Genomic DNA, 23,480 nt, shown 5'->3' with positions numbered 1-23,480 from the left:
CAAATTATATACCTGCAGAGCGTCAAATACTATGTTCAATGCGGCTCAGGAGACAATTCCTCTATTTCTTCTACACGAGTACTTGCCCGAGCAGGTCTGAACAGGGTTCCCAAATAGCCAAACACGGAACGATGAGCCACCTCTTCCCGATGAACCGGTTCTGCAACGGGAGCGGGGTACAGACGATCCTGGACCATCCTGAATCCTGAAAAAACACTCCTTAATACCAGAGGCAGTATAGTCAGCATAATAATCATGGTAGTAAGGTTCGTTGACTCTTCAGCCAGGGCATAATTAGCCATGGCTTGTAAGCCAGCAACAACCAGAACTATGGCCATGGATTGGGTAATCAAATCAGACACGCCAATATTGCGATTATCCATGGGCAGGTCACGGCTTTGATTGATTTCATAAAATGAAATCCATAACCAGAGTAAGTCAAAGGCCACACTAAACCAATGCTGCTGATACATTTCCTTAACCTCAGTTGCGCCAACAGCCTTGGCTAATTCAAAGCTTAATTTACCGCTTTTCAGCGCCAGAGCCATAGTCGGCTTTTCCTGGGAGTTAGCCAAAGGAGTAAATTGCTGAACAAACAAACTTTTAGGAAGGTTAATATCAAACAGTTCATAGAATGATTTTTCCGAGCCAAACAAGTGGCGTAACTGTGCGTCACTTAAATTGGATAAGGGGGCAACTCCCGGGGCAAAGGTAGCGTCTTCTGTCTGATGCGCTATCACCATATTAGCGTGTTTCATCATCATCACGTCATTGCTGCCATCGCCATTGGCTACCACAAAAAACTGATTGTCTTTAAGAAAGCGTGCCAGAGTGCCTTTTCCTTCAGTGCTCATTTCAGCAAAAATAATGACGGGACGGTTCTTTTTCTCTCTTTGGAGCAGTGATTGAAAGAGCTTGAGCACTTCCGGATTAATGCCTGAAAAAATAACGGTTGAACCGGGAGGGCAATTTTGCTCATTCAGCAGTTCTGGATTCAATCCACTTATTTGATTTGCGCGTATGCTTAGAATTTTACCCGCATGCTCTGGACAGAGTACCCGGGCAATATTTTCAGCAGCTTTTGTAGTATCTCCGGTGGCGACAAATACGGGAACCTGAATTTCCTGCAGTTGGCTGATAAATTTCTCAGCACCCTTTTTGACCGGGTTATCAATAATGAAGGTAACACAATGACGCAGATTATTTGTCAATTCCGGATGAGTCAAAATGAAGGATTCGATTTCTTTTTTATCGTCCTTATCAAATAATCCTTTCAGTGTTTCATAGGTTTTTTCAGAAATGGGCGCGCGGGCAATGCACCAGTCCCGAGACAGGACGCCTGTTCTGCTCTGCATGGAAGTGTAAGCCTTTAACAGGGCTGTGTCATGGAATGAGTCGGCTTTGGGCACACCACAAAAAACGAGGTATTGGTTTTCTGCTTCTTTAACCAGAGTGAAGCGTCCGCCAAAAGTGCGGTACAAGCCCAGGTGGAAGGTTTCCAGCTCTCTGTTTTGTCCAGTAATTATTTTTTTGAAATGATTATTGCCAAGCGTTGTAATGTCCACGCAATCAGCATTTTTTTGTAAGCCTTTAAACAATTGCAGAATGGCTGCTTCTTCTGGCTCCATATCTTTGGGTTTATTGGTGTAAGCGCCAATGAATAGTTCAAAGGCCAGTTGCTGTTCCTGGCTTTCTGGTAAAAATAATTCGGGTTTGTTTTGCAATACCTGCTGTACATCAGCGTCCATTCCAGCAGCCCAAAGTCCACGTACTTCCATGGTATTGGTAGTCAGGGTTCCCGTTTTATCAGAAATAATGGCAACTCCCTGAGGGAAGCGATCATGATAATAGCCGCCTATGGCATTACATAAATCCACAACACGCAAGGCATCGACCGTTTCCAGGGGATGCCCTTCCATATTGGAATTCATTTTTTTCATCAGCCGGCTGTTAATCGTTTCACGCAAAAAGGCTTCCGAAAATGGGATCATGGTTTGGAACAGGGTAAACATCAGGCGTATGGATTCAGCCGGCAAAGTGGTAATGTCCCTTTGTAAAAAAGCAGCCATAATGACCGATGCCAGAATGGAATGTAACACGCTTTTTTGTTTGCGTTTGGAAATGATTTGATCAATAACCGAAGTTTTTTCATAGCCGCTGTTTAACAAGAGTTCGTTTTCCGGCTTGATTTGAATAAAAATATTGTCTTTACCAAATAAGTTCAATTTATCACCAGTTAATACCCCGGCTTGTTTGCCGTCACGTACCGCATGTAAATCTACTTTTTGATAGTTACTGTCAAATGTCGACTTAGTGTTATGTTCTATCCAGACGTCTTCACCATTTTGTGCTTTCAGGTTCACGCTGAATTTTTGTTGTTCTGTTTTTTCAATATAGTGTCCCTTTTCATCGCGTTGTAAGGCAATAATCTCTCCAGAAACCGGCACAGAGGACAAATCGATACTGTCATCGCACAAAACCAGATCGCCTGTACGTAATTGATACCTGGGTATGGCAATAAACACCGGGCCTTCAGGAGTAAAGCGCAGGACCTGATGGCAGGTGTTATTGTATTCATAATCCTGCCTGAGTTTTTCCTGTTGTGCCTGCATTTTTTTTATGGTGGACGGTGCCACGTCAGCAATTAAGGCGGGTAAGTTTCGGAATTGCTGCACGATTTTTTGTGCATGGAGAATGTTGTCGGAAATCAGGCCGAGCTGAAACGTGCGGGATAAAACCATTAATTCTTTGGTAAGGAAATGATTGATTTGATAATAAAGGTTTGAGACCGGGGTAAGGCCGCTTGAAATCGCTGCAGTATCAGAACGCTGCGCCCCTTTACCGTATTGGTAACGGACCAATTGCTCCTGGAGTTTCTGGGTTAACCAGGTGACACTGCTTGGTACAAGCAGTGCACTGGTGCCAAGGCTTGCGATGAGGGAATAGTCATCGGATAAACGGTCTTCTAACAGGACTTGTGTGCCAGTGAACACGGAGCTGTATAAATAAGTAATCGCCATAACTTCACTGGCAACAGCGGCAGAAAATGCCACCGTGGATTTAAATTCCCTTTCGGTAATGCGGTGCAGGGCACAGTAGCTCAGCACTGCGGCACTTAATAAAAATTGATAAACGTAGGCGGATTCTTCATTGTCATTATAATACTGGCTCAATCCCCTGGTGATGTAATCGCCAATTACTAATGTTGCTCCAGAGGTAATCGCTGGCCATACGTATTTTCTAAGGTAGCTGAAATCAACCGTATCCAGTGAAAAAGCCATCGTTATGGCGTTATAAAGCTCGCTGGTACGGGATGAAATAAAATCCCCTATTTCATACAGAGTATTTCTCAGGAAATAAGTTCTGTCGGGAATTTCATCCTGAGTAAAGCGGGTAGATAATGCCCTGCTGTTTGATGGGCGGGTCTTTTTTCCTGTATTTTTTTTTGCAGCCTGTTCCGTACGCATGTAGAAGTCCTTTATTTATCCAATAAAACTTAATTTTTACATTCCTGCTGGATAAATACCCTATTCCATAGTGAGCTTGCAAGTGGTATTGCAAAATATAAGGTAAAAATAGCCCGAATGCTTGTAATGAATGGTGTTTTTGTAACCCGATTCACGTCGTCCTGAGCGCGTCTTTTTGCGCGAAGGATCTCCTGAAGGCTGCATGGTGCCAGTATTTGGAGATCCTTCGCGCAAAAAGACGCGCTCAGGACGACGTGGATCGGGGCAAAGTTGCTCCGAAATGGCACAGTGCGTAGCCCGGTTGCAGCCGGGATCGAAGTGGCACAATCCCGGCTGCAAGCAGCTGTCTCTTGAGCACATCAGTTTATGCCCTACACCAATGCTAAATCATGCTCTGTGCCGCAACAAAAATTCCGCTTCCTCACGGTCGCGGCTCGGTTTCCGGTGCATGATGAAGTATATACGAATGCACGAAAACCGAGCCGCGACCGTCAGGAAGCGGAACAGTTATACTGGCAGGGGCTGTGTTTCTGCCCTGAAGCTCTGGATCCACCGGACAAGCGAATAGAATGAAAAACCTTAAGTAAGTGCCATTCATTGCTTGCAATTAATGTAAAAAATGGTTAAAATTTCACCACAATGATGTAGGTGTGAGTCCAGCATGTCAATCCTGAATACCCTGAAAAAATATCCTGAACTTGAACTTTATAGTAAAGAGAAAGGGTACGAATTATATCAACTGATTCTGCAATTAGAACGAGAACAATCGCTTTGGGTTTACGCCGTGGGTTTAGGTATTCCTGTTTACTCGGCATTAAACCTGCTCAGTAAAATGATCACGGATGTGTGCCGAATTATTGATACGGTGATTCAGACTATTGTCCAGAGAGAGTATGCTGGTGGTAACGTACAAACTCTGCTTGTTGATGCAGTTGAGTACGCGCGTAGTTTTATCGGTATGACCGTTGGTATTTTTTTGATGGTGTACAACCCTGCTTATGCTGCTGAATTATTTTTAACAGCTCCTGCAGATCCGAATACCATTTATTTAACTTCTGATGAAGGGGCTCGTTTGTATGCTATGGCAGATGTCCTGCATGCCTTTTTTATCAGGCACCAAATCGATTATCGTATCAGTTGTGGTACCGCATTAGGTGCTCTCAGGGAGCATGGGATTATTCGTAATGATGATGATATGGATTTGATGATTCATCCTGACAGTGTAGAGAAATTTAAAGTTTTATGTGAGACGGGTGTTTTTGCCAAAGAAACAGGTATTGATATAGTGGCACAAGAATTCACGGGTGGATGGCAATGTTTTTATTCTGATAGCCCCAAAGGTGCTCCCAATACCCCTCTTGAGCATACCGGCAAACCTTTTATTGATATTTTTCCAGGCATCAGTCGATTGCTTTGCGACCAGACTATTATCACCTATGGGAATGCCAACATGTCTCTGCAATCAAAAGGAGATTATTTCACTGCGGATGAGTGGGCTACCTGCGTGGAATATCCATTTGGCCCAACAAAACTTTTTGGTATTGAACCCAACGTTATGGAAGATTATTTATATCGTAGTTATGGCCCGTCAGCATTAAAATATGTTAATCGCTTATATCCACATGAAGCGTATACCGCCATTTATCAATCCCCACTGAGTATTTTGTCTATACTCTCACAACATCCCTCTCCTCGGGCTCTGCGGCATATGTGCCCGTCACCACTTGATTTTGATCAAGGAGTCTATGAGAGTAAGAGAGCACTTGCCAGGATGCCAGCAGAGGTGAATCAATCCGCTAAAAATAGCTATAGATTTATGTCTAATGCCCAAATTGCGCCTGACGACCCTGTAATTTCAACAGACGTAGCCTTGATGCAGCGATAGCTCTACGTGCTAACTATCTCAGACCTTGCTGCCAAACCAAGTTTGCGCAAGGTCAATAAGCTGAGAATGCTGATGGATGTGAGCAAGAGCATAAACGATTCTGCTTTTTCAATCCCGGCAGCGCTGCTGATAAAACTAAAGAGTGCAGAACAGTTAAATTGGCAAAACAGGGTGAGGGCCAGGGCCATGGCCATGTGTTGGGGAAACGGGCGGACTACAGCCGCAGTTGCTGAGGCCACGATAAATCCTGTACCAAAATAATAAGCCATCATCGGAATGACAAAGGTAAGCATTACATTCTGGGAAAACAAGGCGAACAACCACATCAGGCAGGCCGATAAAGCAAAGATGCGTACTCCCGTTCCAGTCAATTTGACACTGGAATAGTAACTGACCAATAAGCCACAACATGCTGTGCCCAGCAGATGCATGATTGCCATAACCGTTTTTATAGTGCCGTATTGGGTACTGGTTAAATGCGCCCCTTTAATCAGGATAAACGATGCACTGGTATTAAAAGCCGATTCTCCAGCCATCATCAAAGCAGAGATCAGCAAATAACAGACAAACACAGGGTGGCTAAAAACAGCTATAATACTCTGAATTAATTCTGATGGTGGCTGTACTTTTGATTTTGTTTCCTTTAAGGCCGAACAAAAGGGGAATAAGAGCAGTCCGTAGGCAGCGATAAGCAGTGATGCCATTTGCCAATTCCAATAACTGTTAATCAAGCCTCCCAGGAAGGGCAAGAAGCAAATGAAAAGACCGGCCAGGGTAAAGAGCCAGGCAAAATAATGTGTTGCCCTTTGTTCATCATGAGTGTCATTAATCATGGCCCGTCCCATGAGGAGCGTTGCACCAACACTGACCCCCTGCAGAAAACGGCATATCAGCAGGCTTGTCATTGAATCGCTGAATGCGGCAAAAAAATTGGTGCAGATAAAGAGCATCAGCCCCGTAATAAAGACAGGTTTCCTGCCATAACGATCAGAAATAATTCCCCATAAAATCATGCTGAACGCCTTTCCTAAAAGGAAACAACTGATGGTTAACTGGGCACTACTCGCGCTTACATCAAAGTAATCAGCTATTTTCGGCAAGGCGGGAGCCAGGAAATGGACATCCATATTTCCCAGGAACCAGGTCAAAAGTACGATAAGCAGAGCATTTTTTTTCATGATTTGCCATCAGGTTAAGGAGTCGATAAAGTGCTCATCTGCCTGTTCAGTAACAGAAGATGACCCAATACAAAAACAGCAAATAAACCGTATATCGCAGCTATCATCAAAAAGACTGCAGGATAAGACAGCCAGCTTGCCAGAAAACCTCCAGCCAACAAACCAAACAAATTACCTGCCTTGGCAAAGGAATTGGCAATTCCCAATGCGTATCCAGGCAGGGAATAGCGATCACTGAAAAGGGCAAACAAAGCGGGTAATAAAGCGGCCAGAACCACGCCCCACAAAATACGAATACAGGCGAAAAGATAAAAATTAATCGTGAATGCTTGCAACATCATCAGAAAACAGCCAAGCAGACTATAGCCAAACAGATATAAATTCGCTGATTGAGGGTTTTGGCGACAACGGTCAAATTGTCGCCCACACCATTCAGAACTGCAGAGCATCCCTAATGCTGGCAAGGAATACATAAAACCAATCAGAGCCCAATTATTGGAAAAATAGTGGTTCAGATACAATGAAAGACCGGGATCGGGTAAAAATTTGGCGATTTGAGTCAAGGTTATCAACGCGCAAAGAAAATAAAAAATACCTTTTGAGTGTGGGGCAATATCAGATTTTCCCGGTTTCCTTTTAATGGTTTGCGCACTTGATACGGGTAACAAGTACTGCATGGCAATGGTTGCTATCAGGCAAATCACCGCCGCCACTCCGTAAAGTCCCTGATAATCACTCAATGTGAGTGCCATGCCGCCAGCGAAACCAGCAATAGTTGTGGCAATGGCTTTAGTTGATTGCAAACGAGACAGTTGCCTGCTTTTATTCTGCCAATCACTGATGCTCACCGCGTAGGTTTGCATGGCGATAATGAAGCCGGCAAAAGCACCCTGCATAATACGAATGATTAAAATCCAGGTTACTGAATTCACAAAAATCATGCTGGCCTGAGTAAATACTAAAGCCCAGCAGGCACGCATTAACATGGATTTATAACCATAGCGATCAGCAGCCCAACCCCATATTGGCGCGATGAGAATATTAGCAATCATCGGAAGTATTAAACTCAAGGTACTGTAAAATACAGCAGATTGCATTGTCGCGTCAGTTTGGCTGGCAATAAGCAAAGGCAGAAAAGGATTGGTCATTTCCAGGGCTAAAATCATGAAAAATTGCCCATATAAAATAATCGTTTCCGGCTTAGTCATGGATTTGGCTCAAGGGATTATCAACAGTAGAATAAAGCATCTCATCCTGATCCAGATTGAGGCGCATTCTCAGCAAAGATTTTTGTTGCCAGGGCAGAGAAAGAAAGTGTTCCTCATGCCATTGATACATTTCAGCGGGAAGTTCTGCTTTGACACTCTGGAGCAATTCCTCTATTAATTGTCTGACCTGCTTCCAGAAGAGCGCTGTGGGAAAACCATAATATTCGTGCAGGCACTGGATAAAGGGCGTGAGATTGCTTAACAGGTTACCATGAATAAAGGTATTAGACAGCCCTTGCAGTTCCGTACAGGTGATGGTTGAATCAGGATGCAACTCGGGTTTTAAAATTCTGTCGTAGAGGGGATGTAAACAGATTTTAATACCACCCAGATCACGTATCACCAGCCCCGCAGGTTTGTGCTGTTCAAAAATGACCAGCGTATTTTGCTGATGGGCTTCTAAAGCCAATCCATAATGCAGCAATAAATGCATTTGGCCTTCGAGTACAGCGCGGCAATACTGTTTGAAATAACTGACAGGATTAAGTCTGCTTGCTTCAATAATTTCAATGAGCAGCGGTGCTTTTTTTACCGGAGACAAAGCAAAAAGGGCAGCCAGTGGTACTAACTGTTGTGATGCTTTAATCCGTTGCAGGGGATTTTCACGGACGATCATCGCCAATTGTTTTTTTCCATGTGCAGGAATTGCTGGATGAGTAGAATTAATTCCCGCCAGGTCTCTGGCAATAAACAAGCGTTCATTATAGTAGTGATGTCTGGCCAGCAGCTCCTCAATCCAAGTGGATAGAACCGATGAATTGCTTACTGATGCTGGTGATACCGTACGCAAGGATGACGTGGTATGAACGGCAACTGCCAATTTCAAATGAGGACTGTAGCTGCCAGAAGTCATCATAGTACGGAATGACATGGATGGTCTGGTATTTTGCAGATGTTTTACCACCAGCAATAACCCTGACTCAATCAGGGGGGCGCATAAGTTCCGTAAGGTATTTTCCCATTGCCAGGGGTGCACGGGCAAGGGCAGGTAATCGTCTGGATTATGCTGCATTTGCGCCACTCTTTGCCGCCAGCTTTGATAGGCTTCAGGAAAATGCTGAATGAATAACAGGCTATAACTGGTTTCATCAATCGAAGTAAACGCGATTGAGCGATGAAGTGCCGCCCAGTGAATGGGAACTTCAGCATTGAATTCGGGAGAATAGTGAATGACTTCACGTTTATTAAAACCCGTTTTGGTACGAAAATTAGGATGATAGGGATGGCCTGTACAGCCCCATTGTTCTAAAAACATCAATTGTTCTTGCTTTTCATACTGGGCACATAAAGAAGTCCAAAGGCTGGGGTAGCCTTGAGCTTCCTGTTGTAAATGCTGTTGCCAGTGCTCATGATAGGCAAGTGCCAGGACTTGATTTTCTATACTGTCTTTCAACTCTTGTTCCAGGGTACTCCACCGGTTAAACAGGCTCGTCGGATTTTGTTTCTTTTGCTGCTGTTTTAGCAAATCAATGTAATCATCGACAGAAGTAGTAAGCATAGTCTCAGCACTCAATTGTTCATTGACTGCGGCATGATGCAGGCGATCAACGCATTGCTGGCTGGCGGTATTGATTAATTCAGCAATTTTCTTTGCTGATAAGTTCAGTCCTTGTTCAAATAACAGGTTTTGCACCTGATAATTCAATTCCTGGTAAATTTTTGATGTTATTTTCATAAGGCATACTTAATAAGGTTTAGGGATATAATATAAATGATAATGATTCTCATTTGCAACAAAAAAGAAAGATTGTGTAATAATTCCTGATTTAGCCTCAGGATGCAAGCCTAGAAGTTTAATATAGCCTGTAAAGCAAAATTGTTTACTTTCGAACAATCACCAAAAACAGGACGATTTAGGCCGGATGCTATTGCATCATCCGGATAGCCGTAATCCTTGAAGTACTGAAATTGAAGGCTGAGATAGCGGCCTGGATAAGCAGAAAGGCCTACCCCTATTCTTTCCTGAGGTAATCTCATGGCCAGGGATTCAAAGGAGTAATCATAAAAGGCGAGTATTTTATAAGGTATATTTCTAAAAGAAAGCTCATAGCCACTTTGCAGGCTGAACGCCTTGGGGCTGGCCCCTTTAGTGTTGTAACTCATTTCCTCAGGAAGAAAGGAATGAATGGCTGCGACATAAGTAACGTAAGTGCTTAATTTGTTATGATTTATATTGAGATAAGCCGCAAAACCTGGGACATCGCTGTGGATTGGGCGGAATAAAAATCCGCCAAAACCTTTATTGTACTGGGACATCTGACTTTCAGCCAAGGAGCGGATGAAACTGCCGCCCAGATCATAAGTCTTGTTATGCATTCCCACATTCAGGTTGTAATAAAAAGGTAGGGAGGAGGGTTTAATGCGGGAGTAGGGATCAAAAAGAGAGAGATTGGCGTAATATAAAGAATCATAACCTGCAACTAAAGCAATTTGATTGGTTTGACCTAAGGCTTTGGTAAGTGGCTTGTAAATCAAATCATTTTTATAACTGCCAAAACTAAGCCATTTCTTGCCAGCTTCAAAAAACAGGCCGGAAGACTCCTTTTGATATTCATCATACAACTGATCAAAAAAGAGTGTCGGTGTTACTGGAGTGGGAAAAGTATTGTAAATCAATAAGCTCCTTAATGTATTCCTATCCGTCAGTTGCAGTTCCGAACCCAATTTGACATTAGATAATTGTTGGTTGAGTAAGTACTTTTCCCCCTGCGTTGCTGAATTGGTGACATTAAAAAATACATGCCCGTCATAATGAAAGCGTTTATTTTCAAAGAGCTTGTATTCGCTTGCGGCAAAAGACGGGATTTCAATTATCATTCCTGATAATGCAGCAAGAGCAAGTGTCATTATTTTAAGCATAAAGAGTAAGGCTTTGAACTGCGTTAATGTAAATGATAATCATTATCATTTAAAATGGAGCAATAAGGAATACCTCCTCAGCACGAAGGGATTGTGCGAGGGCAGAAAAAAGGTAACGGTGTTATTCAGAACTGATGTTAACTCAAAAAATAAGGGTTTTATTATCTCCTCCCACTCACCGGCCCGTTCGTGCTGAGGAGGGGTGGAAACCCCGTCTCGAAGCATACTCAGGGCAAAGAGTCTGTGCCAGTGCTTCGAGACGGCGCAAAAAGCCGCGCCTCCTCAGCACGAACGGATCGGGCCTATGCTTCACTCACCATTAATTCTGGAATGCTAATTGCATCATTTTTATTATCAGATACTGGACGAAGACGAAACATGAGGACTTTTGCTGGTGTTAAAAAAGTGCTTTTCATTGCATTTCTTATCGGCGGATTATCATTAGACAGTTTTTCCGATGCCTTTGCCTCCCAATGCCAGAATAATGTCGCCAATTTCACTGCTGAACTGCAACAACCTTTCAACATAGACCGTTTTGTCAGAGGGTGGGGGCCCATGCGCAATACGTTGCAATTGAACAATGAATTACTCAATTGTCTGGATAATTCTGTTGGGCTTGATTGGCAAAGACAGCGCATTATTGCCGCAGCAGATTTCTGGATTAAGCAAAAATTAAATTATTGCCATCATTATTTGCCAGACTACCCTACTCCATTGAGTTTACGGAATGTTGGATACAATAAAGGAGGTTATTGCAGTGCCGCAAAAGATATTATGCCTGGAAGCCCTTATTACCAGCAACAGGTCAGATGGAATTACAGCGGCCTGGGTGCCGAAACCATGGGAAATTGGTTGAATAATACGATGTGGTACGGAATGGACTGCAGCAATTACACGACATTTTTATACAATTTTGCCTTTGGACTCATGTTCAGCAGTAAAACCGAGTATCAGGCGGGTCAGCGAGCTGATCCGATGCAATATGATCTGTCGCCTAATCAGCAATCTGAGGACAATGTGCTTGATAATCCTAAAGCTGCAGGTTTATTGGTATGTAGTGATAATACGCTGGAAGTACAACACTCTTGTGATGGCCATGGTGGCTATTTATCAGCCATTGACAGTTCTGGTACGAAACATCGGGGTAGCATTACCGCCAAAAATTTAGCTGCTTTGCCTTTATATCCGGGTGATTTACTCTTCATTTCTGCTTCACGTCCTGATGCAGTTAATCCTTCAGCTGTAGTACATGTTGTCATGTGGACCGGAAAGCAGGTAGGTTATGGCTCTAATGATATTCACCCTGACCAGATTGCGCCTAATTCCTTATGTCCTCAGAAAGACTGGATGCCTCGGGTAGGCGATTGGGTGATTACCGACAGTCATTATCAGGGGGCTGACTACCGTGTTCTGACTTCGTGCTACTATTTAAATAATCTATGGGGTGTCAGGCGCGTTATTTACTAAGTGCCTTGTACCTGGCATCTCCTTGCTTTAACCAGGCATTAGGATATGATTGACTAAGCATACACATAAGTTTATGGATATCTTCCATGCGTTTACTTGCCCTATTAACAGGATTATTTTTGATGGCCACAAATACCGTATCAGCTGAAACCCCAGAGACCAAGCCAGGTGACAATGCCTATGACTTTTCCTTTACTACCTTGGTCGGACATCATCCCTTACCTCTGTCATCCTTTCGTGGAAAGGTTTTGATTATTGTAAATACGGCTTCAAAATGTGGCTTCACCCCCCAATACGCAGCCCTGGAAAAACTGTATGAGCAATATAAAGATAGGGGTTTAGTCATACTGGGAGTCCCGGCAAATGATTTTGGCAGTCAGGAACCCGGCACTGAGCAGGAAATTGCCAATTTTTGCCAGCTTAATTTTGGTGTTTCATTTCCGATGACGGCTAAAGAGGTTGTTTCAGGAAAAAATGCCCATCCTTTTTATCTTTGGGCTAAGAAAAAATTGGGTTTTGGGAGTGCGCCAAAATGGAATTTTCATAAATATATTATCAATCGTAAAGGCGAATTGGTGACGTATTTCTATTCCACTACCTCACCTGAATCCAAACGGTTCGTAAAAGCAGTAGAAAATGCATTGAATGAGCCGGCCTGAGCCCAAAAAAATCGTGAGATGCAACCGTGATCGGAGCATTTTGTAGCCTGTATTAGCGGAGCGTAATACAGGATCGACGTGGCAATTTCCCGTATTACGCTCCGCTAATACGGGCGACACTGCCATTAAGTAATATCGATTAAATATATAAAAAAACTGTAGCCTTGATTACGCTATCGCTCTGAGTGGTACTCAATATGAGAGGACGACTCTGTACTGTTTGTATCTTTCGAGCCCTGGGCTTGGTCATTTTTCTTCCAATTGCTCTATAATTAAAGATTAAGGAGTAATTTTATAAGGAGATAATTATGACCAGTAAATACAGTAAAGGTGCACAACGAGAAGTTGAAAAAGAAATGCGAGAGTATAAAAAAGGCGAGGCTCATAGCGGCAAAGATGGGAAAGTTAAAAGTCGTAAACAGGCCATTGCTATTGGCTTGGCCAAAGCTCGCGAAAAAGGTGAAAAGGTTCCAAAGAAAAAGAGTAACAGGTAAGCAACATTGTCTCGATAGGGACAAAGTCCTGCCTAATCCCGAATGGGGCACGATTTTCAGGTAAAAATGTTGACATCTAAAGCGGGTTTATGAGATATTCCCTCTGCGAGGTTGGACTTGCTATGTGTCATTCCACTGGGTCAATTGGCGACACACTGATTGGCCCTTTCTATTTTAATTTCCCCTGAACTTTTCTTTACATGCCGCTCAAGGCAAGTTTAATTCCTATAAACGCCATTAATAAACCACTGAATAATTCGATCATTTGCCAGACAGTAGTTTTGCTTAAGACATCAGAAAAATAACGGATAGTTACTGTTAATGAGCTAAACCACAGCAGGCTTGCTGTAATTACTCCCGCCAAAAAGGCAAATTCGTGATCAGGGAATTGCCTGCTGCCACCACCTATAATAACCAGTGAATCTATGATGGCATGCGGGTTAAGCAGGCTAAAACCTAAGGCAAATAAAATAATTTGTTTGCGATTATGGGGTTGAGGTGCTTGAGCTGTTGCTTTGTCCTTTTTGGAAAAAGAACTGCGTAAGGCATTTACTGCATAGTAAAGTAAAAATGCAGAACCAAACCAGATCATCCAGATTTGCAGGGTAGGATGAGCTAAAAGGAGTTGATGTAATCCGGCAACACTGGCGCAAACCAGGATAATGTCGCAAATAAAACAAACCAACGCTGACAGGGCAGCGTGATTTTTCCGGGCACCCTGTTTAATCAAAAAGATATTTTGCGGGCCCAAGGCCATGATCAGCGACAAACCCAGAATTAGTCCATTGAAATAAATAAACATAATTTATGAATAAACAGAAAAAAGAGGTGCAATTATAACACAAATTTTGTGCAAAACATTAAATTTCCAGGCGTAGCCCGGTCTGCTTGCAGCCGGGAATGGAGACTTGGTTAGAACTTAGGTTGTGTCACGAGCGTCAGTTCCCGGCTGCAAGCAGACCGGGCTACAGCACTGAGCATAGCGAAGGCTCGCTCTTATGAAGATGGTACTGAAGCTAATATCTTATGCAACACTTCTTGAAGAACAGGGCCCACATTGCTGCTCGAATAATGCTGCACACGTTGGTACGCATTTTTCGCCAGTCTTTCCGCCAAATGCCTGTCATCAATAATTTGCTTTATAGCATCTGCCATACTCACGGGATCTCGAGGCGTGACTAAAAGCGCACTTTCGGAATTATCTATGATCTCTCGTGGTCCTGATAAATCACTCAAAACCATTGGCAGTGAATGGATCATGCTTTCCAATATCACCATGCCAAAAGCTTCTTCTCGTGACGGCAGGCAAAAAATATCCAGACTTTCATAAAACGAATAGCGATCCTCTATCCAGCCCAGCAGTATGACTTTATCCTCTAATTGATGTTGATGGATTAATTGCTGATAGCGTTCTTTTTCCTTGCCATCTCCGGCAATTTTTGCTTTAAAGAGGATGCCACGCCTTTGCAGTTCAGCAAGCGCTTCAATGAAAAGGTCTATGCCCTTTACATCAACGAGTCGCGCACAAGCACCAATTACGGGGACATCCACATTCCTCGGCGCTTTGTAAACTAAATGTTCCGGGATATGGAGCATATTAGGAACCGTAAATACGGTGTGTTCAGGTTTGCCTGAAGCGATAATGTCCTGTCGCATGTGTTCTGTAATGGCAATAATTGCATCAGAACCAAAGTCGTAATGTCCTTTGACATGGCATACCGCGATTCTGGGCACTTTCGTTAGTGTTTTTTGAGCCAGATAAGCTGCTCTGTAACTATGAGTAATAATGCAATCCGGTTGTTCCTTCTGGATGAGTTTACGCAATTTATAAATAGCGATGAAATCATGCTGATTAAAATTGTGCAGTGTAATCAAATGTTCCTGAGGACAGCTGCTTAATATTTCTGCCTTGGGATGGATAATGGGAATTACATGATTGCCTTGCATCGCCAATGCGGGGATGTAGTTTAAAAAAACCTGCTCCAGTCCACCATTTACTTTGGAAAACATTACATTGAATATTTTCATCCCCGCCCCTGCAACAATTTTATCCCGGTCGCTTGTAACCGGTAGCATAGTATATCAAGGGAAGCATGAATTTGTTAACAATCCCTTTTCAAAATAATCAAATTGCATTATTTCCGATTAAAACTAATAACAAATCTACAAAAGAGCACACTTAACGCTGAATAACATTGCAACTTGGCAGGTGTGAGGTATAAAATGCGACAATTATTCTGTCTCCTCAAGAGAAGCGTGCAAAATAAGAACAAATAGGAGGGAGCGTGGGCTCTTTGTCAAAAAGAATGTTGATTAATGCTGCTATCCTGGCAGTTCTTGGTTTCATCGGTCAATCTGTATATGCTGAAAATGCTGTTCCTAAGCCCGTAGAGCCTGTTTTGGAGTCATATTATCCAGAATATCCTGCGACTACACCGGCTACTGGTGCTCAGCAAGAGTTAATCCAACGTGGAGAGTATCTGGCTAAAATGGGCGATTGTATCGCTTGCCATACTGATGTGAAAGCAGGCACAGGCGCATTCGCCGGTGGATTACCACTAGAAACCCCTTTCGGAACCTTCTATAGCCCTAACATTACTCCAGATAAAGAAACAGGAATAGGAAACTGGACCGAACAGGATTTTATCAGAGCATTGAAGGATGGGCGCGATCCTAAAGGACGGAACTATTTCCCCGTTTTCCCTTACATCTATTTTTCCAAAATGACTGATGATGATGCGCGCGCTTTATATGCCTATTTTATGAGCATTCCTCCTATCAAGCTGGAAAATAAAGCTCTGCCTTTCCCTTTCGGTGTTCCGGGCGCACGTTTTTCTCTTTGGGGTTGGAACATTTTGTTCTTCTTCCCTGATGATAACTCCATAGAATATGAGGCAGATAAAAGTCCTGAATGGAATCGTGGAAAATACATAGTGGATACCTTAGGGCATTGCAGCATGTGTCATACGCCACTAAATATTTTTGGTGCTCCTAAAACACGTTATTACTTAACCGGCAGCTTTGTTGATGGTTATTGGGCTCCAAATATTACCAAGTTTGGTTTGGAATCAGCTACAGATGCTCAAGTTGCCGATGTATTTAAAAACAATGAGCTGATTAATAATGCCGGTCCGGTAGCAGGTCCAATGGCTGAGGTGAACCACAACAGCTTGAGCCATTTGACTGAAGCAGACAGGTTAGCCATTGCCACTTACATTAAGTCAGTGGAAAGCGAAGAACCATTAGGTCTTTCACCATCAAATATGCCACCCTCACTGGCGCGTGGAAAGCAGGTTTATATGAAAGCCTGTATTATTTGCCACCAGGATAATCGTATGAGTGCACCGGTCATTGGCGATTCTGCAAACTGGTATATGCGATTAAAGAGCAGTGGTTTGACGGGCTTATACCGCCATGTGATTCATGGATTCAACTCCATGCCAGTCAAAGGGGCCTGCGTCACCTGTTCTGATAATGACATTATTTCTTCAGTAGATTATCTGCTGAACGCATCATTAACCCGCTCCCAATGGAACGATTTGGCTGCCGGCGGCGCGCAGAAATATCCATCTAATGGTAAGGATATTTATAATGAAAACTGCGCTGTTTGCCATAACGAAGGAAAATTGGGTGCTCCCAGAATTGGTGATAAAGCAATCTGGAAACCCTTAATTGCTCAAAATATGGATGTATTATTTAAAAATACCATTCAGGGTAAGAAACACCTTAAAAATGGCGGTTGCGATCAATGTACTACTGATGAAGTAATTGAAGCAATTAAGTACATGGTAAGTCAGTCTAAAACAGAAGGAAATTATTCCTTGTGGTAGGACAGTAGCAACTGGTAAATAGAGAAAATCGGTTAAACATGTGCCGGGATTTCCCGGCAACTTGATGAGATGAGGGATTGGGATGTTAAACAGGTTAACGATCTGTAGATTAATAATGACGCTTGGTGCCTTTGCCCCACTGCAGTCAGCTTTGGCCGCTGCGGATAATTGGCAAATGAATATGTTTGAAGGGGTGACTCCATTAAGTAAGGACATGTATTACTTACATATGGTCTGTATGGCCGTGTGTGCCGTGATCGGTGTGGTGGTTTTTGGTGTCATGATTTATTCTCTGGTTCATCACAGAAAATCAAAAGGATATAAACCTGCCACGTTCCATGACAACCCACGTCTGGAAATTGTCTGGTCTATTATTCCTTTTCTGATTCTTATAGGCCTGGCTATTCCTGCTACGCGAGTGCTGATCCGCATGGATGATTCCGCCAAATCAGAAGTTACCATCAAGGTGGTTGGATATCAGTGGCGCTGGCAATATCAATATCTCGATCAAGGGATCAGCTTTTTTAGTAATCTTTCCACCCCTTATGCCCAGATACAGGGTAAAGAAAAAAAGGGTCAGTGGTATTTACTCGAAGTAGACAAACCATTAGTAGTCCCTGTCCATAAAAAAATTCGTTTTCTGGTGACTTCTAATGATGTCATTCACTCTTGGTGGGTTCCCGAGTTAGGTATTAAGCGTGATGCTATTCCTGGCTTTATGTACGAAGCCTGGGCCAGAATTGAAAAACCAGGTGTATACCGGGGTCAATGTGCCGAGTTATGCGGAATTAATCACGGCTTCATGCCTATAGTAGTTCAGGCTGTGAGCGAAACCGAGTTTGATCAATGGGTCGCTCAGCAAACCAAAGTTGAAGATCAATATGCCAAGACAGAAGGACAGGCAGGGGCACAGCTCACTATGACTCGCACCGAATTAATGACTTTGGGTAAACAAAAGTATGATCAGTTCTGTTCTGCGTGCCATAAAGCGGACGGTACAGGTCTTCCACCTTTATACCCTGCATTAAAAGGCAGTTCAGTCGCTGTAGGTAAACCCATTTCGCGTCATATCGATTTGATTCTTAACGGTATCCCTGGGTCTGCCGGAATGCAACCTTACAAGGATCAGTTAACTGATCAGGAAATTGCTGCAATTACGACTTATGAGCGTAATGCATGGGGCAATAATACTGACGATGAAATTCAACCCGCAGATGTTGCAACACTGCGACAAAGTAATAATCAAAAACCTACCATGGTTAATAAGGCTAAAGCAGGAGGTTTGCAATGAGTAACGCAGTAGCACATGCAGATGACACCCATGATGATCATGGTCCAGAGCAAGGCAAAGGTTTCTTCGGATTTGTAAAACGCTGGTTATTTACTACTAACCATAAAGACATAGGTACCCTGTATTTATGGCTTGCTATGATCAGTTTCTTTTTCGCAGGTGGAATGGCACTAATTATTCGTGCAGAATTATTTCAGCCCGGCCATCGTTTTGTTGATCCCAATTTCTTCAACCAAATGACTACCATGCATGGTCTGATCATGCTGTTTGGGGTAGTAATGCCTGCATTCACTGGTATGGCTAACTGGCAAATACCTATGATGATAGGTGCGCCGGATATGGCACTACCACGGTTAAATAACTGGAGTTTCTGGATATTGCCGTTTGCATTTTGTCTGCTGTTTTCTACCATGTTCCATGCTGGAGGCGGTCCTAACTTTGGTTGGACCATGTACGCGCCTTTATCGACAAAATATGCCCCTCCCAGTACTGATTTTATGATCTTTTCAGTTCATATGATGGGTCTTTCATCCATTATGGGATCAATTAACATTATTGCTACCATCCTGAACTTGCGGGCTCCAGGCATGACCCTGATGAAAATGCCCATGTTCGTGTGGACCTGGCTTATTACTGCATTTTTATTGATTGCTATTATGCCTGTTTTGGCTGGTGCAGTAACAATGATGCTGGCAGACAGACATTTTGGCACCAGTTTCTTTGATGCAGCAGGTGGCGGTGATCCTATTTTGTTCCAGCATATTTTCTGGTTCTTTGGCCATCCTGAGGTATACGTACTGGTATTACCCGCATTCGGCGTTGTTTCTGAAGTCATTCCCACTTTCAGCCGTAAACCGCTGTTTGGTTACCATTTTATGGTGTACGCAACTGTAAGTATTGCCGCACTGTCCTTCATTGTATGGGCACACCATATGTTTACTACCGGTATCCCTCTGGGGGCGGAATTATTCTTTATGTACACTACCATGCTTATTGCGGTACCTACTGGAATTAAAGTATTTAACTGGGTGAGTACCATGTTTAAGGGGGCTATGACTTTTGAAACCCCCATGCTGTTTGCACTGGCTTTCGTGTTTTTGTTTACCATCGGTGGTTTTACTGGCTTGATGCTGGCTTTGGTACCTGCCGATTATCAATATCAGGACAGTTACTTTGTTGTAGCACATTTCCATTATGTACTGGTTCCCGGAGTTATATTTTCACTGATGGCGGCAACCTATTACTGGCTGCCCAAGTGGACAGGCCATATGTATAATGAAACATTAGGCAAATGGCATTTCTGGTTGTCTGTAATTTCTGTCAATCTGACGTTCTTCCCTATGCATTTCTTAGGTCTTGCGGGAATGCCAAGAAGAATCCCCGATTATGCCTTACAGTTTACCAATTTTAATGTTATTGCAACTATTGGTGCCTTTATCTTTGGCTTTTCTCAATTACTGTTCTTATACAATGTGATTGCAACCGTACGTAAACGCGGAACGGACAAAGATGTTGCTACTGCTCGTGTCTGGGAAGGTTCACACGGCTTGGAATGGACCCTGCCTTCTCCACCTCCTTACCATACATTTACGATTCCACCTAAAATTCATTAGAGGTGGGGTTTAATGGATAAGGAACAAAAGCAACAGAAATTACTTGTTATTTTAACGCTGATTGTTTTGGGGATGTTTGCTTTTGGCTTTGCATTGGTACCTATTTATAACAGCCTGTGTAAAACCCTGGGGATAAATGGCAAGACCAATCCCGAGGCCATTGCTTATGATGTAAGCAAAGCCAAAATCCAAACTTCCAGAGAAGTTCTGGTACAGTTTGTGGCAACAAATAATAGCGGTGTGCCTTGGGCATTTTATCCCAAAACCAAAGAAATCAAGGTGCATCCAGGTGAAATAGTAAACCTGGCATTTTATGCTGAAAATAAAACAGACCATAAAATGACAGTGCAGGCAATCCCCAGTGTAACACCCGGACTTGCTGCAAAGTATTTGAAAAAAACAGAATGTTTTTGCTTTACCCAGCAAACGCTGAATGGCCATGAGGCGATGAATATGCCTTTGTTATTTCATTTGGATACAGATTTACCCGACAACATTAATACAGTTACTTTGGCGTATACCTTGTTTGATGTAACGGGAAGAGCGACCAACCAGGGTTAACCTGGTAATCAGCATAAAGAATTATTGACACAGGAGAATAAAATACAATGGGAGCGCACGGTACTTATTATGTCCCCAAGCCTAGCCACTGGCCTCTGGTTGGATCAGTGGGATTGACTACTATGTTAGTAGGAGCTGCATCATGGCTTCATCATGATTGGTATGGCCCTTACATATTTACTGCAGGGCTTTGTATTCTTGTTTTCATGATGTTTGGCTGGTTTGGGCAAGTGATTTATGAAAATGGCAAAGGAGTTTATGACCTTCAGGTTGACCGATCCTTCCGTTGGGGTATGTGCTGGTTTATTTTTTCTGAGGTGTGTTTTTTCGGAGCCTTTTTCGGTGCATTGTTTTTTGCCCGTTTTTGGGCGATACCGCTTTTAGGAGGAGAAATTCATCCTATTACTCACTTTACTCTCTGGGCTGATTTTAAAGCAGCCTGGCCTTTATTACACAACCCAAATAACCAGATCTTCGTAGGTGCTCATGAGGCGATGGGAGCATGGGGGTTAGCGGCAATCAATACCTTGATCCTGCTTACCTCTGGCGTGACGATCACTTGGGCGCACTGGGCTTTAAAACTGAATAAAAGAACACAATTGCTGGTAGGGATGTCGCTGACTATTGCCTTGGGTGTGTTATTCCTTTTGTTACAGGCTTATGAGTATCATGAAGCTTATACCGAAATGAATTTGACCTTGGATGCAGGAATTTACGGTACCACCTTTTTCATGCTGACCGGATTTCACGGGTTACACGTAACCCTGGGTACCATTATGCTTATTGTCATTTTGATACGTTGCAAACGTGGACATTTTACACCAGAACGACATTTTGCCTTTGAAGGAGTTGCCTGGTATTGGCACTTTGTTGACGTAGTGTGGCTCTTTCTGTTCCTCTTTGTCTACTGGCTCTGATTCTATTTATTTTGGCTACAACCGGGTATTGATAAGCAAGCCCGGTTGAAACTGAATGCGTTCAATTTCCATTTTGTATGTAAAATAATATTGGGCAAATTGAATATCACGTATTACAGCATTTCCCTTAAAATATTTAGCAACAAAGAATACCTGGCTGTCCTTTTCTAAATAGTCATTGCAGCTTATCTCCAATTCATGTTCAGATAAGCTTACCATCTGGCACTCGTATTTATTCTCGCCAATCTTTATGGTTATAAATACAGGTTGAACCGGTTGAATTAACACCACAACCTCCGCCTAATTAATCCATTAATGAAAATGGGTTTAGTATCAATAATGAGGCAGATAAACCGATATCCTTAAACAATTTATACATAATAAGCCTAATATGTAAAAATTTCCCTCATATAACTAAGTCTAGCTCAAGAAAGTAAATCTATTGTATTTTTTCAATAAAATTTAACGAATCCAATCCGTAACCGTGTCAGCGAAACGTGCCATGATCGACCTTAGAGCTAGTAAGGTAAAATTACTCCGTCAAAAAACGGAGTAATTTTATAAGGACTAGGAGATTATTCCTGAACTTCGCACGTTATTTGAGTGCAATCACGACAATTGTTAGATGCAAGACCAAAAGCATTGGCAGCAGAAACAGGATTTTTTGCCATTTGATCATCTGCAGCTTTATCCGCTTCCAGGTTACTGCTGCTGGCATTTGTAGTACATACCCAATTGGCGCTCATATCGGTAGCATCGGCAGCGAATGAAAACGTACTGCACAGAAATAATGAAATGATTAAAAGTAATTTATTCATGATATCTTCCTTGTATAAAAGTAATGAGCAGAGTCCGATAAATATTATCTATGATATTTGCTCTGGAAATCCCTAACTGCTTTTTCAGCCTGGTCTTTGGTATATCCATAGTGTTTTTGTAATTTACCGTAAATTTCCTGATGAGATCCTTCGATTACCTTCAGGTCATCATCGGTCAATTTACCCCAGGCTTGCTTTACTTTTCCTTTAACTTCTTCCCATTTTCCTTCAAATATATCTGTATTCATTTTAATTCTCCTATTGAACAGGTGGCGAATTGAATGCGTCATTAAATATAAAGCATATCCATATCACTCAACGTGATTTGGGGCTTGCTCTAGTTATTAAATTAATACACTGATGGGAGCGACTTAACGATAAATCACATAACATACAATTTATCATTCATTCAACCGTCTACCCTAAAAGTCATACAGGCTAATCCAGGATCGGAGTAATTTAATAAAAAAATAAATTACCTGATATATAAAATCCATAATGTATGAAGCTATAACTCTCCCTGAAATATTTTTCCCTTCAGATGTGACAAAGAAAGAAAATATTTCTGTGTTAAATTGTAGTATTTAATATCTGATTGTCAATTAATTGATCTTTTTGGGCATACATACTGTTGAGTGATATTTTTTATATAATTATTATTGTTATAATTACCCTACTGATTGCTGGTATATCTTGGAACTTTGTATTTTCATGAGATCAAGGCGCTGGCATAGGTAACTTTCAACAGGAAATAGAAAAGGTAAAGTCCAATGTTTTGGGTATATATTCTTGGTTGTAACGATAAAAGTTACTATACCGGTCATACTGATAATTTAGAAAATCGTTTGTATCAGCACCATAACCGAATGATTTCTGGCTGTTATACCGCAACCAGATTACCAGTTACTCTTTTATACACAGCATCATTCCCCACTCGAATGGAAGCTCTTGCTGCCGAGAACCAGATTAAGGGCTGGAGTCGTAAGAAGAAAGAGGCTCTGATTAAAGAAAATTGGGAAGAACTATCCTTTCATGCAAGACGAAAGAAAAGAGAATCATAGTCCAGCTCACCCCTGCCCGTCTCGAAGCAGGCTCAGGGCAAAGAGTCTGTGCCAGTGCTTCGAGACGGCGCAAAAAGCCGCGCCTCCTCAGCACGAACGGATTGTGCGAGTG

At 42.5% G+C, this 23,480-nt stretch carries 20 protein-coding genes; 10 read left to right on the top strand and 10 right to left on the bottom strand.

Going from position 1 to position 23,480, the window contains the following annotated elements; translation table 11 throughout:
* Positions 1-35 precede the first annotated feature (35 nt).
* Positions 36-3,467 carry an HAD family hydrolase gene (locus B094_RS0113600; protein WP_018578366.1) on the bottom strand — a complete coding sequence of 1,144 codons (3,432 nt, stop codon included), beginning with the start codon at positions 3,465-3,467 and terminating at the stop codon, positions 36-38.
* Between the two features lie 661 nt (positions 3,468-4,128).
* Here B094_RS0113600 and B094_RS16300 point away from each other — a divergent pair.
* The gene (locus tag B094_RS16300; RefSeq protein ID WP_018578365.1) at positions 4,129-5,352 is read left to right on the top strand and encodes a LicD family protein; all 1,224 of its coding nucleotides are present in this window, start codon (positions 4,129-4,131) and stop codon (positions 5,350-5,352) included.
* A 2-nt stretch (positions 5,353-5,354) separates the two neighbouring features.
* Here B094_RS16300 and B094_RS0113590 read toward each other — a convergent pair whose 3' ends face one another.
* The 4 genes from B094_RS0113590 to B094_RS0113575 form a co-directional block, all read right to left on the bottom strand.
* Complete coding sequence (locus B094_RS0113590) at positions 5,355-6,530, bottom strand: MFS transporter (protein ID WP_018578364.1); 1,176 nt, start codon at positions 6,528-6,530, stop codon at positions 5,355-5,357.
* Between the two features lie 14 nt (positions 6,531-6,544).
* The gene (locus B094_RS0113585; protein ID WP_018578363.1) at positions 6,545-7,738 is read right to left on the bottom strand and encodes an MFS transporter; all 1,194 of its coding nucleotides are present in this window, start codon (positions 7,736-7,738) and stop codon (positions 6,545-6,547) included.
* Positions 7,731-9,473 (bottom strand): IucA/IucC family protein, encoded by a 1,743-nt coding sequence (locus B094_RS0113580; RefSeq protein ID WP_018578362.1) that lies wholly within the window; start codon positions 9,471-9,473, stop codon positions 7,731-7,733. Before B094_RS0113580 ends, B094_RS0113585 begins: the two co-directional genes overlap by 8 nt.
* 110 nt (positions 9,474-9,583) lie before the next feature.
* Positions 9,584-10,657, bottom strand: coding sequence for an LbtU family siderophore porin (locus tag B094_RS0113575; protein WP_237762302.1), 1,074 nt, complete (start codon positions 10,655-10,657; stop codon positions 9,584-9,586).
* Between the two features lie 330 nt (positions 10,658-10,987).
* Here B094_RS0113575 and B094_RS0113570 point away from each other — a divergent pair, with 330 nt between their 5' ends.
* From B094_RS0113570 to B094_RS0113560, 3 genes are all read left to right on the top strand, one after another.
* Complete coding sequence (locus B094_RS0113570; protein WP_155823916.1) at positions 10,988-12,124, top strand: hypothetical protein; 1,137 nt, start codon at positions 10,988-10,990, stop codon at positions 12,122-12,124.
* Between the two features lie 122 nt (positions 12,125-12,246).
* Positions 12,247-12,783 (top strand): glutathione peroxidase, encoded by a 537-nt coding sequence (locus B094_RS0113565; RefSeq protein WP_026254033.1) that lies wholly within the window; start codon positions 12,247-12,249, stop codon positions 12,781-12,783.
* Positions 12,784-13,091: 308 nt separating this feature from the next.
* On the top strand, positions 13,092-13,277 hold the full coding sequence (locus tag B094_RS0113560; RefSeq protein ID WP_018578358.1) for a DUF6496 domain-containing protein: 186 nt from the start codon (positions 13,092-13,094) through the stop codon (positions 13,275-13,277).
* 196 nt (positions 13,278-13,473) lie between these two features.
* Here the strand turns inward: B094_RS0113560 and B094_RS0113555 are convergent, their stop codons facing one another.
* A complete protein-coding gene (locus B094_RS0113555) occupies positions 13,474-14,079 on the bottom strand; it encodes a LysE/ArgO family amino acid transporter (protein ID WP_018578357.1) in 606 nt (201 codons plus the stop codon).
* A gap of 194 nt (positions 14,080-14,273) precedes the next feature.
* Positions 14,274-15,305 carry a glycosyltransferase gene (locus tag B094_RS0113550; protein WP_018578356.1) on the bottom strand — a complete coding sequence of 344 codons (1,032 nt, stop codon included), beginning with the start codon at positions 15,303-15,305 and terminating at the stop codon, positions 14,274-14,276.
* A gap of 257 nt (positions 15,306-15,562) precedes the next feature.
* Here B094_RS0113550 and B094_RS0113545 point away from each other — a divergent pair, with 257 nt between their 5' ends.
* From B094_RS0113545 to B094_RS0113525, 5 genes are all read left to right on the top strand, one after another.
* Positions 15,563-17,107, top strand: coding sequence for a c-type cytochrome (locus B094_RS0113545; protein WP_018578355.1), 1,545 nt, complete (start codon positions 15,563-15,565; stop codon positions 17,105-17,107).
* An 82-nt stretch (positions 17,108-17,189) separates the two neighbouring features.
* Positions 17,190-18,398, top strand: coding sequence for a cytochrome c oxidase subunit II (gene coxB / locus B094_RS0113540; RefSeq protein WP_026254032.1), 1,209 nt, complete (start codon positions 17,190-17,192; stop codon positions 18,396-18,398).
* Positions 18,395-20,011 (top strand): cytochrome c oxidase subunit I, encoded by a 1,617-nt coding sequence (ctaD, locus tag B094_RS0113535; RefSeq protein ID WP_018578353.1) that lies wholly within the window; start codon positions 18,395-18,397, stop codon positions 20,009-20,011. Before coxB ends, ctaD begins: the two co-directional genes overlap by 4 nt.
* A 12-nt stretch (positions 20,012-20,023) precedes the next feature.
* Entirely contained in the window at positions 20,024-20,572 is a 549-nt protein-coding gene (locus B094_RS0113530; RefSeq protein ID WP_018578352.1) for a cytochrome c oxidase assembly protein, read from the top strand.
* A 47-nt stretch (positions 20,573-20,619) separates the two neighbouring features.
* Positions 20,620-21,489: a cytochrome c oxidase subunit 3 gene (locus tag B094_RS0113525; protein WP_018578351.1), complete on the top strand. Its 870-nt coding sequence runs from the start codon at positions 20,620-20,622 to the stop codon at positions 21,487-21,489.
* A gap of 15 nt (positions 21,490-21,504) precedes the next feature.
* Here the strand turns inward: B094_RS0113525 and B094_RS0113520 are convergent, their stop codons facing one another.
* The 3 genes from B094_RS0113520 to B094_RS0113510 all read right to left on the bottom strand — a co-directional run bounded on the left by B094_RS0113520 (position 21,505) and on the right by B094_RS0113510 (position 22,555).
* Positions 21,505-21,777, bottom strand: a complete 273-nt coding sequence (locus B094_RS0113520) for a hypothetical protein (protein ID WP_018578350.1) — start codon at positions 21,775-21,777, stop codon at positions 21,505-21,507.
* A 287-nt stretch (positions 21,778-22,064) separates the two neighbouring features.
* Positions 22,065-22,307 (bottom strand): hypothetical protein, encoded by a 243-nt coding sequence (locus B094_RS0113515; protein ID WP_018578349.1) that lies wholly within the window; start codon positions 22,305-22,307, stop codon positions 22,065-22,067.
* 44 nt (positions 22,308-22,351) lie between these two features.
* Complete coding sequence (locus B094_RS0113510) at positions 22,352-22,555, bottom strand: CsbD family protein (protein WP_018578348.1); 204 nt, start codon at positions 22,553-22,555, stop codon at positions 22,352-22,354.
* Between the two features lie 522 nt (positions 22,556-23,077).
* Between B094_RS0113510 and B094_RS0113505 the strand changes: the two genes are divergently transcribed.
* Positions 23,078-23,368 carry a GIY-YIG nuclease family protein gene (locus B094_RS0113505; protein WP_018578347.1) on the top strand — a complete coding sequence of 97 codons (291 nt, stop codon included), beginning with the start codon at positions 23,078-23,080 and terminating at the stop codon, positions 23,366-23,368.
* The last annotated feature ends 112 nt before the right edge of the window (positions 23,369-23,480 follow it).

It is taken from the genome of Legionella shakespearei DSM 23087 (assembly GCF_000373765.1).
GTDB classification, from domain to species: Bacteria; Pseudomonadota; Gammaproteobacteria; order Legionellales; family Legionellaceae; genus Legionella; species Legionella shakespearei.
This window is presented reverse-complemented; position numbering and strand designations above follow the sequence as displayed.

Excerpts from the sequence above, each read along its gene's own strand:
- B094_RS0113600 (WP_018578366.1), bottom strand. The coding sequence starts at position 3,467 with ATGCGTACGGAACAGGCTGCAAAAAAAAATACAGGAAAAAAGACCCGC.
- B094_RS16300 (WP_018578365.1), top strand. The coding sequence starts at position 4,129 with ATGTCAATCCTGAATACCCTGAAAAAATATCCTGAACTTGAACTTTAT.
- B094_RS0113590 (WP_018578364.1), bottom strand. The coding sequence starts at position 6,530 with ATGAAAAAAAATGCTCTGCTTATCGTACTTTTGACCTGGTTCCTGGGA.
- B094_RS0113585 (WP_018578363.1), bottom strand. The coding sequence starts at position 7,738 with ATGACTAAGCCGGAAACGATTATTTTATATGGGCAATTTTTCATGATT.
- B094_RS0113580 (WP_018578362.1), bottom strand. The coding sequence starts at position 9,473 with ATGAAAATAACATCAAAAATTTACCAGGAATTGAATTATCAGGTGCAA.
- B094_RS0113575 (WP_237762302.1), bottom strand. The coding sequence starts at position 10,657 with ATGCTTAAAATAATGACACTTGCTCTTGCTGCATTATCAGGAATGATA.
- B094_RS0113570 (WP_155823916.1), top strand. The coding sequence starts at position 10,988 with ATGCTAATTGCATCATTTTTATTATCAGATACTGGACGAAGACGAAAC.
- B094_RS0113565 (WP_026254033.1), top strand. The coding sequence starts at position 12,247 with ATGGCCACAAATACCGTATCAGCTGAAACCCCAGAGACCAAGCCAGGT.
- B094_RS0113560 (WP_018578358.1), top strand. The coding sequence starts at position 13,092 with ATGACCAGTAAATACAGTAAAGGTGCACAACGAGAAGTTGAAAAAGAA.
- B094_RS0113555 (WP_018578357.1), bottom strand. The coding sequence starts at position 14,079 with ATGTTTATTTATTTCAATGGACTAATTCTGGGTTTGTCGCTGATCATG.
- B094_RS0113550 (WP_018578356.1), bottom strand. The coding sequence starts at position 15,305 with ATGAAAATATTCAATGTAATGTTTTCCAAAGTAAATGGTGGACTGGAG.
- coxB (WP_026254032.1), top strand. The coding sequence starts at position 17,190 with ATGTTAAACAGGTTAACGATCTGTAGATTAATAATGACGCTTGGTGCC.
- ctaD (WP_018578353.1), top strand. The coding sequence starts at position 18,395 with ATGAGTAACGCAGTAGCACATGCAGATGACACCCATGATGATCATGGT.
- B094_RS0113530 (WP_018578352.1), top strand. The coding sequence starts at position 20,024 with ATGGATAAGGAACAAAAGCAACAGAAATTACTTGTTATTTTAACGCTG.
- B094_RS0113525 (WP_018578351.1), top strand. The coding sequence starts at position 20,620 with ATGGGAGCGCACGGTACTTATTATGTCCCCAAGCCTAGCCACTGGCCT.
- B094_RS0113515 (WP_018578349.1), bottom strand. The coding sequence starts at position 22,307 with ATGAATAAATTACTTTTAATCATTTCATTATTTCTGTGCAGTACGTTT.
- B094_RS0113510 (WP_018578348.1), bottom strand. The coding sequence starts at position 22,555 with ATGAATACAGATATATTTGAAGGAAAATGGGAAGAAGTTAAAGGAAAA.
- B094_RS0113505 (WP_018578347.1), top strand. The coding sequence starts at position 23,078 with ATGTTTTGGGTATATATTCTTGGTTGTAACGATAAAAGTTACTATACC.